General features: G+C 66.4%; 10 protein-coding genes. 9 read left to right on the plus strand and 1 reads right to left on the minus strand.

Annotated elements, in window-relative coordinates; translation table 11 throughout:
- Positions 1–105 precede the first annotated feature (105 nt).
- From ligA to V9K93_RS13035, 7 genes are all read left to right on the plus strand, one after another.
- On the plus strand, positions 106–2,571 hold the full coding sequence (gene ligA, locus V9K93_RS13005) for an NAD-dependent DNA ligase LigA (protein WP_478473663.1): 2,466 nt from the start codon (positions 106–108) through the stop codon (positions 2,569–2,571).
- A gap of 50 nt (positions 2,572–2,621) precedes the next feature.
- Positions 2,622–3,107, plus strand: coding sequence for a GNAT family N-acetyltransferase (locus V9K93_RS13010; protein WP_006376440.1), 486 nt, complete (start codon positions 2,622–2,624; stop codon positions 3,105–3,107).
- Entirely contained in the window at positions 3,104–4,060 is a 957-nt protein-coding gene (epmA, locus tag V9K93_RS13015; protein WP_046986788.1) for an EF-P lysine aminoacylase EpmA, read from the plus strand. The genes V9K93_RS13010 and epmA overlap by 4 nt, the downstream gene beginning before the upstream one ends.
- Positions 4,061–4,200: 140 nt before the next feature.
- Positions 4,201–4,932 (plus strand): DUF3011 domain-containing protein, encoded by a 732-nt coding sequence (locus V9K93_RS13020; RefSeq protein ID WP_337302664.1) that lies wholly within the window; start codon positions 4,201–4,203, stop codon positions 4,930–4,932.
- A gap of 47 nt (positions 4,933–4,979) precedes the next feature.
- A complete protein-coding gene (gene mtnA / locus V9K93_RS13025; protein ID WP_337302665.1) occupies positions 4,980–6,044 on the plus strand; it encodes an S-methyl-5-thioribose-1-phosphate isomerase in 1,065 nt (354 codons plus the stop codon).
- Positions 6,045–6,287: 243 nt separating this feature from the next.
- Positions 6,288–9,002, plus strand: a complete 2,715-nt coding sequence (gene gyrA / locus V9K93_RS13030; protein ID WP_012511546.1) for a DNA gyrase subunit A — start codon at positions 6,288–6,290, stop codon at positions 9,000–9,002.
- 132 nt (positions 9,003–9,134) lie between these two features.
- Positions 9,135–11,657, plus strand: coding sequence for a membrane-bound PQQ-dependent dehydrogenase, glucose/quinate/shikimate family (locus V9K93_RS13035; protein WP_046986792.1), 2,523 nt, complete (start codon positions 9,135–9,137; stop codon positions 11,655–11,657).
- 41 nt (positions 11,658–11,698) lie between these two features.
- On the opposite strand, the gene V9K93_RS13040 is transcribed toward V9K93_RS13035, so the two are convergent.
- Complete coding sequence (locus tag V9K93_RS13040) at positions 11,699–12,688, minus strand: zinc-dependent alcohol dehydrogenase family protein (protein WP_337302666.1); 990 nt, start codon at positions 12,686–12,688, stop codon at positions 11,699–11,701.
- A 122-nt stretch (positions 12,689–12,810) separates the two neighbouring features.
- Between V9K93_RS13040 and V9K93_RS13045 the strand changes: the two genes are divergently transcribed.
- Positions 12,811–13,716 (plus strand): LysR substrate-binding domain-containing protein, encoded by a 906-nt coding sequence (locus tag V9K93_RS13045; RefSeq protein WP_337302667.1) that lies wholly within the window; start codon positions 12,811–12,813, stop codon positions 13,714–13,716.
- 51 nt (positions 13,717–13,767) lie between these two features.
- Positions 13,768–14,277, plus strand: a complete 510-nt coding sequence (locus V9K93_RS13050) for a DUF4952 domain-containing protein (protein WP_337302668.1) — start codon at positions 13,768–13,770, stop codon at positions 14,275–14,277.
- Positions 14,278–14,308: the final 31 nt, after the last annotated feature.

Below are 14,308 nucleotides of genomic sequence, written 5' to 3' on the forward strand. Positions count from 1 at the left end.
GGGGGAGCAGTCGAGCAAGCTCGACGCAACAAAGGCGGTGGTGTTACAGGGCCTGACGCCCGGGCGCGGTAGAATTCCCGGCCATCCCAGAACCACCGGATCCCGATGAGCCCCAGCCCCGCCGAACGCGCCGAAGACCTTCGCCGGCAGATCGCCCAGGCCAACCGCGCCTACCACGAGCTGGATGCGCCGGAGATCCCCGACGTCGACTATGACCGGATGGTGCGCGAGCTGGAAGCGCTGGAGCGCGAGCATCCGGAACTGGCCCGTGCCGACAGCCCTACCCAGCAGGTAGGAGCGCGTCCCTCGGGCCGTTTCGCCGAGGTGCGCCATGCGGTGCCGATGTTGTCGTTGTCCAATGCTTTCAGCGATGAGGAAGTGGCCGATTTCGTGCGTCGCATCGATGAGCGCCTGGGCCGCCGCAGCCTGCAGTTCTCGGCAGAGCCGAAGATGGACGGCCTGGCAATCAGCCTGCGCTACGAAGAGGGGCATTTCGTACTGGGCGCGACCCGCGGTGATGGCAGCACTGGCGAAGACGTGACGGCAAACCTGCGCGAGATCGGCGATGTCCCCAAGCGCCTGCACGGCAAGGACTGGCCGGATGTGCTAGAAGTACGCGGCGAGGTCTACATGGCCCGCGCCGACTTCGAGGCCTACAACGAGCGTGCGCGCCTGCAGGGTGGCAAGGTGCTGGCCAATCCGCGCAATGCTGCAGCCGGCTCGCTGCGCCAGCTCGACCCGAAGATCAGCGCGCAGCGCAAGCTGAGTTTCTTCGCCTACGGCACCGGCGAGGTGCTGGGGGGCGAGCTTCCCGATACCCATTCGGGCACGCTGGCACAGCTCGGCAGCTGGGGCTTCCCGGTCAGTGCGCTGTGCAAGGTGGTGGATGGCACCGATGGCCTGCTTGGCTACTACCGTGACATCGGCGAGCGCCGTGATGGCCTGCCGTTCGATATCGACGGCGTGGTCTACAAGCTGGACGACCGCGCCGGGCAGCAGGCGATGGGCTTCGTCTCGCGCGCACCGCGCTGGGCCATCGCACACAAGTTCCCGGCGCAGGAACAGAGCACCACCGTGGAAGCGATCGAGATCCAGATCGGCCGCACCGGTGCCGCCACGCCGGTCGCGCGCCTGGCGCCAGTGGCCGTGGCCGGTGTAATCGTCTCCAACGCCACCCTGCACAACGCCGACCAGATCGCGCGCCTCGATGTGCGCGTCGGCGACAGCGTGATCGTGCGACGTGCGGGTGACGTGATTCCGGAAGTGGTCAGCGTCATCCTCGACCGTCGTCCGCAGGGCACCACGCCGTGGCAGATGCCGACGCAGTGCCCGGTGTGTGGCTCGGAGATCGTGCGCGAGGAGGGAGCGGCGGCGTGGCGTTGTTCGGGCGAGCTGTCCTGCCCGGCGCAGCGCAAGGAAGCCATCGCGCACTTCGCCTCGCGCCGCGCGATGGATATCGACGGCCTGGGCGACAAATACATCGAGACCCTGGTTGACGCCGGCATCGTCAAGAGCGTGGCCGACCTGTACCGGCTCAGCCGTGACCAGCTGCTGCACCTGAAACTGGTGCTGGATGCCGAAGATCCTTCGGCACTGGCTGCCGCATTGAAGCTGCATCTGCCTGCCGAAGGCAGCGGCGCGGTGCTCAATGCCGTGCTCAAGCTGGACGGCAACGATCCAGGCTGGCGCGCGCAGGCACTGGTGCAGCCGGCCAGCTTTGAATGGAACACGAAGAAGATCGCCACCAAGTGGGCTGACAACCTGATCGCGGCGATCGACGCCAGCCGTGCTGCCACGCTGGAGCGGCTGCTGTTCGCACTGGGCATCGAACACGTCGGCGAAAGCACGGCCAAGGCGCTGGCGCAGTGGTTTGGCGATCTGGAGTTGATCCGCCACCTGCCGTGGCCGCTGTTCAAGCGGGTGCCGGACATCGGTGGCGAAGTAGCCCGCTCGCTCGGTCATTTCTTCGAGCAGCAGGGAAACCAGCAGGCCATCGATGATCTGTTGCAGGTCGGCCAGGTACGCATCAGCGATGCACACGCCCCCAGTGCCAAGCTGCGTGAGGGCCTGGACCTGGCGCAGTTGATGGTGGAATCGGAGATTCCCGGCATCACCCGCCTTCGTGCGGAAAAACTGGTCGCTGCGCTGCCCGGCGCGCAGGCAGTGCTCGACGCCGAGCATGGTCAGTTCGTCAATGCAGGCCTGCCCGACGATACTGCGCGTGGCCTGGCCGAGTGGCTCGATACCGAGGGCCACGGCGCGATGCTGCTGGCCGCTGAGAAAGCGATGCGGCAGATCCTGGCCAAGGCCCCCGCGCTTGCGGAGATCGTCGCCGGCCCGCTGGATGGACAGACCGTGGTGCTGACCGGCACCCTGGCCCAGCTCACCCGCGATGCCGCCAAGGAGCGCCTGGAGGCGCTGGGTGCGAAGGTCTCCGGCAGTGTGTCGAAGAAGACCAGCTTCGTGGTGGCCGGCACCGAGGCCGGCTCCAAGCTGGACAAGGCGCAGTCGCTGGGCGTGCCGGTGTGGGACGAAGACCGCCTGCTGGCCTATCTCGCCGAGCACGAATGAAGCCTCCGCCGGGCGCTCCTGCGGCCGGCATGAAATACAAAGGAACACCGATGCAGACCGCCCCGCTGGATTTCCGCCTGGCCACCCGTGCCGATGAGGAACTGTTGATCGCGTTGATGCGCGAGTTCTACGCCGAAGACAAGATCGACTTCGACGACGCCCGCGTGCGTCGCGGTGTGGATGCACTGCTGGCCGACCCGCGCAACGGTGAAGTACTGCTGTGGCTGGACGAAGCCGGCGAGGTGGTCGGCTATGCGGTGATCGCGATGGGTTTCAGCCTGGAGCAGGGCGGTCACTTCATGCTGCTGGACGAGCTGTACCTGAGCCATCGCGCGCGCGGTCGTGGTCGCGGCAAACAGGCCCTGGCGATCTGCGAACAGCGCGCACGCGGTCGTGGCGTCAGCCGCCTGCGCCTGGAAGTGAACCACCACAACGAACTGGCCCGACGCCTGTACCTGGCCAGCGGCTACATCGACGACACCCGTGACCTGCTGACCCTGCCGCTGGACCATCCGCGCCCGGAGGGCATCCTGTGAGCGAGGCCCTGCTGCGGGCGCTGCAGCAGCGCGCCGCGCTGAACGCGCTGCTGCGCCGCTTCTTCGCCGAGCGCGATGTGCTGGAAGTGGAAACCCCGATCCTGTCGGTGGCCGGCAACACCGAGCCGAACATCGACAGCTTCCACACCGATTTCACCGGGCATGTCGATGCCGGTGGCCGCCGCCGCTGGTTGCGGACCTCGCCGGAGTATCCGCTCAAGCGCCTGCTCGCTGCAGGCGTCGGCGACTGCTATGAACTGGGCCGCGTATTCCGCAATGGCGAAGCGGGTGGTCGCCACAATCCTGAATTCACCATGCTGGAGTGGTACCGGGTCGGCTGGGACCACCATCGGCTGGTGCAGGAAACCGCCGAGCTGGTCGGGCAGGCGTTGGCGCTGGTCGGGCGCAGTGCCCGCTTGCGCGTGATGAGCTATCGCGAGCTGTTCCAGCAGCATGTAGGCGTGGATCCGTTCGATGCCGACGAAGCCGCGCTGCGTGCCGCGCTGGGCGACGTGCATATCGATCCGGTCGGGTTGACCCGCGATGACTGGCTGGACCTGCTGATGACCCACCACATCCAACCGCACTTCGATGACGCGGTCATGACCGTGGTCCATGACTGGCCGGCCAGCCAGGCCGCGCTCGCGCGCATCCGCCCCGGCACACCGCCGTTGGCCGAGCGTTTCGAGCTGTACCTGGGGGCGGTGGAGCTGGCCAACGGCTATCACGAACTGAATGACGCGCAGGAGCAACGTGCGCGCTTCCAGCATGATCTGCAGCGTCGGCACGAGCGTGGGCAGGTACAGCCGGCGCTGGATGAGGCGCTGTTGGCAGCGCTGCCGTCGATGCCGGCCTGTGCCGGCGTGGCGGTGGGCATCGACCGCCTGCTGATGGCGATGAACCGCACGCCGCGCATCGCCGATGTGCTGGCCTACGATTTTGCCCACGCCTGAGTTTTCCGGGTCTTTCTGAAATCTGCAGGCTGAACGGAATCGACGGATTTCGCGCTTGATTCAGCAAGCATGATGATGCTCTCATCATCCCACGTGCCTCACACTGGCATGGCAGTTCATCCAGTCTCGTGGGGAAGCCTTTGGTCAAGTGGTTCGCGGTCGTCGCTGCACCGGTGTACTCCCTCGCGATATGGGGGGTGTTCGCATCGTCGTCGGCGTTGGCCCAGCAGGCCGGCTATGACGGCGAAGTGGTGACCTGCGAATCGCGTGACATGGCCTGGGTGCACTGCGATATCGATGTCAGCAACGGCATCGACCTGGTTCGCCAGCTGTCCAGCAACAGCTGCATCCGCGGCAGTGAGTGGGGGACCGACCGCAGTGGTGTGTGGGTCACTCTTGGCTGCCGTGCCGAGTTCCGTGCACGCCGTGCGCAAGGAGCGGCAGAGCCGGCCAGCACCCAGGGCAAGCGCCTGGTGCGCCGCGTGGTGCGCTGTGAGTCCAATGGTCGCCCGCAGAGTTGCCCGGTGCGGCTCGATGGCGCCCCGGTGCGCCTGCTGCGCCAGTTGTCGGTGCTTCCGTGCCGGGAGGGGCAGGGCTGGGGCTACAAGCGCAATGAAGTCTGGACCACGCGTGGCTGCCAGGGTGATTTCGAAGTGGCCGACGAGGAGGGTCGTTTCGTCGACGTGCCGCGGCGCCTGACCTGCGAGTCGAAGTCGAAGAAGCGCCGCTTCTGCGGTGCCAGCATTTCCGTTGGAGCGGTCGTCACCCAGCAGCTGTCCAGCACGCCGTGCGAAGAGGGCAGCACCTGGGGCTGGAGCCGCAACGGGATCTGGGTGGACGGCGGCTGCCGGGCCGAATTCTCGGTGAATTGAGCCCGGGCAGGCTCCAACCACGTGGGGCCTGGCCCTACAATGGGCCAATGAACACTGCCTCCGACATCGACTACGCCCGTTACGACCACATCCGCCCGATCCTGTGGACAGGCGAAGCCCTGCAACTGCTCGACCAGCGCAAGCTGCCGTTCGTGGTTGAACACGTGGTCTGCCATGACAGCGACGAGGTTGCTGCGGCGATCCATGCGCTGACCGTGCGCGGCGCGCCGGCGATCGGCATTGCCGCTGCCTGGGGCGTGGTGCTGGCTGCGCGGGATGTGCATGCAGCTGATGGCGTGCATGCCCTGCAGCAGCTGGAACCAGCGCTGCAGCGGCTCAATGCTTCGCGCCCGACGGCGGTGAACCTGGCTTGGGCGCTGGCGCGCATGCGTCGTTGCCTGACTGCCGCCGGTGCCGATTGGAAGGCGTTGCTGGAGGCGGAGGCGCAGGCCATCGCCGAGGAAGACCTGGCCGCCAACCGCCATATGGGCGCGCTCGGTGCGGGCCTGATCGAAGAGGGCAGCGGCGTGCTGACCCACTGCAACACCGGCTCGCTGGCCACCGCTGGCTTCGGCACCGCCCTGGGGGTGATCCGCGCCGGCATGGCCCAGCATCGCATCGCCCGCGTGTTCGCTGGCGAGACCCGGCCGTGGCTGCAGGGTGCGCGCCTGACCGTGTGGGAGCTGCAACAGGATGGCATCGACGCGACGCTGATCGCCGACTCGGCGGCTTCGCACCTGATGAAGACCGGCGCGGTGCAATGGGTGATCGTCGGCGCTGACCGCATCTGCGCCAATGGCGATACGGCCAACAAGATCGGTACCTATCAGCTGGCCATCGCCGCCCGCCACCATGGGGTGAAGTTCATGGTCGTGGCCCCGTCCTCCACGGTGGACATGGAGACCGTGGATGGCAGCCAGATCGAGATCGAGCAGCGTGACCCGGGCGAGCTGTACGGCGTGGGCGGCACCCGCACCGTGGCCGAGGGCATCGCCGCCTGGAACCCGGTGTTCGACGTAACCCCGGGTGAGCTGATCGACGCCATCGTGACCGAACGTGGCGTGATCCTGAACCCGACCGTCGAGAACATGCGCGCCGCCTTCGGCGGTTGAGGCAGGCAGGGTCGTGGTCGGATCCCTTTCCGCAGGGACGGGCTCCGACCCCCAGCCCCCGGTAGCGCCGGCCGCTGGCCGGCAACCCCCTAAGTTCCTGATTTGTGCCGGTAAAATCACCGTAAAGGCAGGCGGGAAACGCCCCTTTGTGGTAGAATCCAGCGGTTGAATCGAGGTTCCGGCACGACTCCCTCCCGCAGGGGGCTGCGCCGGACTGGACCGCTACCAGACAACGGAACCCGAATGGCAGAAACCGCCAAGGAAATCATCCAGGTCAACCTGGAAGACGAGATGCGCAAGAGCTACCTCGATTACGCCATGAGCGTGATCGTGGGCCGCGCGCTGCCAGATGCGCGCGATGGCCTCAAGCCGGTGCATCGTCGTGTGCTGTTCGCGATGAACGAGTTGAACGCGCACAGCAACAAGCCCTACTTCAAGTCGGCGCGTATCGTCGGTGACGTCATCGGTAAGTACCACCCGCATGGCGATCAGTCGGTGTACGACACGCTGGTGCGCCTGGCGCAGCCGTTCTCGCTGCGTTACATGCTGGTCGATGGCCAGGGTAACTTCGGTTCGGTCGACGGCGATTCCGCTGCGGCGATGCGATACACCGAGGCACGCATGTCGCGCCTTGCGCATGAGCTGATGGCGGACATCGACAAGGAAACCGTCGATTTCCAGCCCAACTACGACGAGAAGGAACTGGAGCCGACGGTCATGCCGACCCGGTTCCCGAACCTGCTGGTCAACGGTTCGGCCGGCATCGCGGTGGGCATGGCCACCAACATCCCGCCGCACAACCTGACCGAGTCGATCAACGCCTGCATCGCGCTGATCGACAACCCGGAAATCGATGTCGACGGCCTGATGGAGTACATCCCGGGCCCGGACTTCCCCACTGCCGGCATCATCAATGGCACCGCCGGCATCATCGCCGGCTACCGCACCGGCCGTGGCCGCGTGCGCATCCGTGCCAAGGCGGACATCGAAGTGGCCGACAACGGCCGCGAATCGATCATCGTCACTGAAATTCCTTATCAGGTGAACAAGGCGCGTCTGATCGAGAAGATCGCCGAGCTGGTCAAGGAAAAGAAGATCGAAGGCATCAGTGAGCTGCGCGATGAGTCCGACAAGGACGGCATGCGCATCTACATCGAGATCAAGCGCGGTGAATCTGCCGAGGTTGTGCTGAACAACCTGTACCAGCAGACCCAGATGGAATCGGTGTTCGGCATCAACATGGTGGCGCTGGTCGATGGCCGCCCGCAGTTGATGAACCTCAAGCAGATGCTGGAGGCGTTCGTCCGCCACCGTCGCGAAGTGGTCACCCGCCGCACCGTGTTCGAGCTGCGCAAGGCGCGCGCCCGTGCCCACGTGCTGGAAGGCCTGACCGTCGCGCTGGCCAACATCGACGAGATGATCGAACTGATCAAGACCTCGCCGAACCCCGCCGAAGCCCGTGAGCGCATGCTCGCGCGCCTGTGGGAGCCAGGCCTGGTCGGTTCGATGCTGGGCGCTGCCGGTGCCGAAGCCTCGCGTCCGGATGACCTGCCCAAGGGTGTGGGCCTGATCGAAGGCGGCTACCAGCTGACCGAGATCCAGGCGACCCAGATCCTGGAAATGCGCCTGCACCGCCTGACCGGGCTTGAGCAAGACCGCCTGACCGAGGAATACAAGCAGCTGCTGGAAGTGATCGCCGGGCTGATCCACATCCTGGAAGATCCCGATCGCCTGCTGCAGGTGATCCGCGAAGAGCTGATCAGCGTCAAGGCCGAGTTCGGCGACGAGCGTCGTACCGAAATCCGCCACAGCGAAGAAGACCTGGACATCCTCGACCTGATCGCGCCGGAAGACGTGGTGGTCACCGTCTCCCATGCTGGCTACGTCAAGCGCCAGCCGGTGAGCGTGTACCGCGCGCAGCGCCGGGGTGGCCGTGGCCGCAGTGCAGCGTCCACCAAGGAAGAGGATTTCATCGAGCAGCTGTGGCTGGTCAACACGCACGACACGCTGCTGACCTTCACCAGTTCGGGCAAGGTGTTCTGGCTGCCGGTCTACCAGCTGCCGGAAGCCGGTTCCAACGCCCGTGGCCGCCCGATCATCAACTGGATTCCGCTGGAACCGGGTGAGCGCGTGCAGGCTGTACTGCCGGTGCGTGAGTACGCTGATGGCCAGTTCGTGTTCTTCGCCACGAAGAACGGTACGGTCAAGAAGACCCCGCTGGGCGAGTTCGCCTTCCGTCTGGCCCGCGGCAAGATCGCGATCAACCTCGACGAGGGCGATGCCCTGGTCGGCGTCGGCCTGACCGATGGCGAGCGCGACATCCTGCTGTTCGCCTCCAACGGCAAGACCGTGCGCTTCGGTGAGGACAAGGTCCGTTCGATGGGCCGTACCGCTACCGGCGTGCGCGGCATCAAGATGCCGGCCGGCGAGGAAGTGGTCAGCCTGATCGTGGCCGAAAGTGCGGGTGGCAGCGAGGACGAGAACGAGGACGACAACGGTGTCGAGGAAACCGCAGCCAATGGCGATGCGGTGATCGACGGCGCCGATGACGCCAGCGTGCAGTACATCCTTACCGCCACCGAAAATGGCTATGGCAAACGGACCCCGCTGCCGGACTACCCGCGCAAGGGTCGCGGCACGCAGGGCGTGATCGGTATCCAGACCACCGAGCGCAACGGCAAGCTGGTCGCTGCGGTACTGATGGGTTCGGGCGACGAGGTCCTGTTGATCTCCGATGGTGGCACCCTGGTGCGTACGCGTGGCTCGGAAATCAGCCGCGTCGGCCGCAACACCCAGGGCGTGACCCTGATCCGCCTGTCCAAGGACGAGAAGCTGCAGGCGGTGGAGCGCATGGATGCCTCGATCGACGAGGACGAGGACGAGGTGGCTGTCGCCGCCCCGGCCGCGACCGATGGCGCCCCGGCTGCTGCCAGCAGCGAGGACGCCGCGCAGGAGTGATCCTGCCGCGAGGTTGAGGTACCCGACGACGCCGGCCCTGTGCCGGCGTCGTCGTATCCGGTGCCCGCACTTACGCGCGCGCTTCACATCGGCGGTGGGATAACGGCGCATGCTGCCCCCCGGAGATCGACGATGTCCGCCACGCCGCAGTCTGCTTCCGCGCCTCCGCCCCGCCATCCTCTGGTCACCGTGCTGTCGCTGCTGCTGGTCGTGCTCGGCCTGGTCATCGGCGGGCTCGGTGCGTGGCTGCTCAGCCTCGGTGGCTCGGCGTACTACGCCATCGCCGGCCTGGGGCTGCTGGTCAGTGGCATCCTGCTGTTCGGCAACCGCCGCAGTGGCGCGCTGCTGTACGCGCTGGTGTTCGTGGGCACGTTGCTGTGGACCTGGTGGGAATCGGGCAGCGACTACTGGCGCTGGGTGCCACGGCTGGGCCTGGTGACCGCGCTGGGCATCGTGCTGGCGCTGCTGGCGCCGACGCTGCGCGAGCCGGTTTCAAAGCGTCTGTCGCGCAGCGTGGCGGGCTTGCTGATGCTGGTGTTCGTGGCCGCCTTCGGCCTGGCTTTCGCCCCGCATGGTGAAGTGGACGGGCACCTGCCGTTCCCGGAAGGCGCCGTCAGCGCCGGACTGGAACCAACGCGCGATACCACTGGCCTGCAGCCGGCTGACCAGCCCGCCGAAGGCGACTGGCCGGCGTGGGGCCGCAGCAATGCGGGCACCCGCTATTCGCCCCTGCAGCAGATCACCCCGGCCAATGTGGCCACGCTGCAGCCGGCCTGGCAGTTCCGCACCGGTGACCTGCCGAAGAAGCGCTGGGGCGCGGAAACCACGCCCCTGAAGGTCGGCGACCGCCTGTACCTTTGCACCGCGCGCAACCGCCTGATCGCGCTTGACGCCAGCAGTGGCAAGGAGCTGTGGCGGTTCGATCCGAAGGTGAAGGACGCCTCGATCCCGTACACCGCCGCCTGCCGTGGCGTGAGCTACTACGAGCAGCCGAGCGCGCCTACGATGGCCGATGCGGCGCTGGCCGATGTCGCGGCCGATCTGGCGCTGCCCGAACCACCGCCCAGCGTCACCCGCAGCGCTACGCCGGGCAGTCATCCCGCGTGCTGGGCCCGCATCATCGAAGGCACCCTGGACGGCCGCATCATCGCGGTGGACGCAGACAGCGGCCGTCCCTGCGCCAACTTCGGCAACAACGGCCAGGTCGACATCACCCTTGGAATGGGCGACGTGCCCCCTGGCTACGTGTCGATCAACTCGCCACCGGCGATCGTGCGAGGCGTGATCGTGACCGGTCACCAGGTGTTGGATGGGCAGCGCCGCGACGCGCCCTCGGGCGTGATCCAGGCCTACGACGCGATCACCGGCAAGCTGCGCTGGGCGTGGGACATGGACCAGCCCGAGCGCAACGGCCTGCCGCCGCGCGAGCAGACCTACACGCGCGGCACGCCGAACATGTGGACCACCGCGACCGGCGATGAGGCGCTGGGCCTGGTCTACCTGCCACTGGGCAACTCGGCGGGCGACTACTGGAGTGGCTCACGCAGCGAAAACCAGAACCGCTATTCGACCTCGCTGGTTGCGATCGACGTGGCCACCGGCAAGCCGGTCTGGCATTTCCAGGCGGTGCGCAAGGACGTGTGGGACTACGACCTCGGTTCGCAGGCCAGCCTGATCGATTACCCGACGGCGGCCGGCAAGGTGCCGGCGATCCTGCTGCCGACCAAGCAGGGCGACATGTACATCCTCGACCGCCGCAACGGCCAGCTGCTGACCGCCGCCGAGGAGCGCAAGGTACCCGTCGGTGGCGTCGAGCCCGAGCAGCGTTCGCCCACGCAGTTGTTCTCGCTGTACCACACACTGCGCCGCGAGCATGACCTGACCGAGCGCGACATGTGGGGCATCACTCCGATCGACCAGCTGGTCTGCCGCATCCAGTTCCGCAAGGCGTACTACGAAGGCTTCTACACGCCGCCGAGCAGCGATCGGCACTCCATCGAGTACCCCGGCTACAACGGTGGTTCGGACTGGGGAAGCGTGGCGGTGGATACCCGCCGTGGCGTGATCGTGGCCAACTACAACGACATGCCCAACTACAACCGGCTGGTACCGCGCGCGGAGGCCGATCGCATGGGCTGGCTGCCGCGCGAGAAGATCCGCGTCGACAAGGGCGGCGCTGAAGGGGCTGGTGACCCGCAGGTGGGAACGCCCTATGGCATCCAGGTGAACGCAGGTTGGCGGCTGCCGTTCACCGGGCTGCTGTGCAAGCAGCCACCCTATGGCGGCATCCGTGCCATCGATCTGCGCACCGGCAAACTGCTGTGGGACCGCCCATTCGGCAGTGCGCGCGGCAATGGGCCGTTCGGAATCCGCTCCGGCCTGCCGATCGAGATCGGTACGCCAAACAATGGCGGCTCGGTGGTCACCGCCAGCGGCCTGATCTTCATCGCCGCTGCGACCGACGATCTACTGCGCGCCATCGACCTGAAGACCGGCAAGGAACTGTGGCATGCCAAGCTGCCGGCGGGTGGGCAGGCCAACCCGATGGTGTACGAGCAGGGCGGGCGACAGTACGTGGTGATCATGGCCGGCGGCCACCATTTCATGGAAACCCCGAACGGCGATTACGTGATGGCGTTTGCGTTGCCGAGGTAACCGGACTGGGGGCGGCGGGCCGACCCCAGTGCGTGGCGCTGTCACACCGTCACCACCACCTTGCCGATCTGCTCGTTCGATTCCAGGTAACGATGCGCGTCCTGGATCTGCGCGAGCGGGAACACCTTTGCGATCATCGGCATCAGCACGCCCTTGTCCAGGCCGTCGACGATGAAGGCCTTGGCGCGGGCCAACGCGGCATCGTCGGAGACGATTTCCGAGTACAGATAGCCTTTCAGCGTGAGCGACTTGCCCAGCACGTTGAACAGCGGGAACGGGGTCGGTTCGCTGCTCAGCGCACCGTACTCCAGCAGGATGCCGCCACGCGCCATGGCTTCGGTCAGCGGCACGAACTGCGGGCCACCAATCGGGTCGAACACTACGCGGGCACCGGCACCACCGGTGATGCGCGCCACTTCGGCCGCCAGATCCTGTTCCAGGGTGGCGATGACATGGGCGGCACCGGCATCGAGCAGGGCCTGGCGCTTGCCCGGGCCGCGCGTTACCGCGATCGGCGTGGCACCTACCGCGTTGGCGATCTGGATCGCGGCCAGGCCGACACTGCTGCTGGCAGCGGTGATGATGACGAAATCCCCGGCAGCCAGCTGCGCCTGCTCCAGCAACGCACCCCAAGCGGTGACGTACTGCATCCACACCGCGGCCGCCGTTTCAAAGCCCAGTGCCTGCGGATGCTTGACCACCAGCCGCGCCGGCACGTTGGCCAGTTCGCCGTACGTGCCCCAGCGTGCGATATCCAGCGGCGGGACCACGCTGACGGCATCGCCGACTGCGAACCCGCTCACCGCACTGCCGACGGCTTCGATCACGCCGGCCGCTTCGTAGCCCAGGCGGCTGGGGAACTGCGCTTCCTGCAGGTAGGCGCCGTTGCGGAACATCACCTCGGCGCGGTTCAGGCCGATGGCCTTTACCCGGATCTGGATCTCGTCGGCGGCAGGGGCCGCAACGTCGATGTCGTCGATGCTCAGGACATCGGCGTTGCCGTACTCGTGGATGCGGACAACCTGGGTCATGGGGAGGGCTCCAATGAGAAGCCGGCGAAGGGGGCCGGCAGGAAGGTGAGGTCTACTGTGCGCGTGGTCTGCATCCAGAATAAGGGGTAATCTCGAGTTTCATTGAAAAATAATTTTTTGCAATGGACCTGATCGCTCCCCTGCGGACCTTCGCCAAGGTGGCCGAGGCCGGCTCCTTCGCCGCTGCGGCCGATGCACTGGACCTGTCGCCACAACTGGTCGGCAAGCATATCCAGGCATTGGAACAGCACCTGGGCGTGCGCCTGCTCAACCGCACCACGCGCAAGCAGAGCCTGACCGACTTCGGCCAGGCCTATCTGGCGCGGGCGCGGGTGATCCTGGAAGAAGTGGAGGGCGCCGAGCAGTTGGCCGAAGTGGCCCGCGGGCGGCCGATGGGACGCCTGCGCATCAGCGCGCCGGTCACCTTCGGCGTGCACGCACTGGGTCCGGCGGTGGTGGCTTACATGCAGCAGTACCCGGACGTGCAGGTCGATCTGAACCTGTCCAACAGCCTGGTGGACATCGTCGAAGACGGTTACGACCTGGTGTTCCGCACCGGTGACCTGGCCGACAGCGGGCTGGTGGCGCGACGGCTGGGGCCGTATCCCCTGGTCCTGTGTGCATCGCCGACCTACCTGTCATCGCGCCCGGCCATTGTTCGCCCGACCGATCTGAGCCGCCATGAGTGCCTGGGTTTCGCGCATTCGATCATCCGCACCCGCTGGAGCTTCCGCGACGCCGACGGCAGCGTGCTGACCGTGCCGGTGTCCAGCCGTTTCATGGTCAACCAGGCCGAGCCGCTGCTGACCGCCGCCATCGGGGGGCTGGGGCTGATCCTGCAGCCGCACGAAATGCTGGCCGGAGCATTGGCGCGCGGTGAACTGGTGGAAGTGCTGCCGGCGTACGTGCCGGTGTCGACCTGGATCAACCTGGTGTATCCACGCGATCGCCAGCTGACCCCCAAGCTGCGCAGCTTCCTCGACTTCTGCGTGGCGTGGTTCAACGAACAGACCATGGCGCGGCGATAGCGCGACCATCGGTTAGCATGGTTTCCATCAACCGCGAAGGATCGCATCCTCATGTCGCTTCCATGGCTGCAGCGTGTCGCGCGCTTCCTGCGGCTGGTGCTGCCTGCGTTGCTGTTCAGCTCCGGATTGCAGGCTGCCGAACTTCCAGCGCAGGCGCTGGCGGAGTGGGAAGCGCACGGTCGTGCCGATGGCCTGGCCCGACCTGACACGGTCTGCCAGGACTTCCTGAAGGCAATGGGCCGGAAACCAGAAGGCCTGGAGTACGTGGATTGCAGCCAGAACGATGCCTCCTACATCAAGCCGATCGAAGTCCACTACCGCGTTGCGGGTGCCCAGGCAGCGAAGGTCGAAGCCTTCCTGCACGCAACGTTCGGCTTGCCTGCGTTGCGTTACGTCTGCTGCGGCTGGAGCAACGGTGAACCTTATTACTGGCGCGAAGGTCCGGACGCGGTGAGATACCAGATCGGCATGGGGGTGGAATCGCTGCCGTACGAACGGGACGAATGGCAGCGCATCGAGGCATTCAACGTCACCGTAGAGGTGTTGCGGCAGACTCCCTAGCGTAGATGCGGCGGGTGGTTCCTTCGTCTAG

Origin of the sequence: Stenotrophomonas sp. CCNWLW162, assembly GCF_037203745.1 — a bacterium.
GTDB classification, from domain to species: Bacteria; Pseudomonadota; Gammaproteobacteria; order Xanthomonadales; family Xanthomonadaceae; genus Stenotrophomonas; species Stenotrophomonas maltophilia_AQ.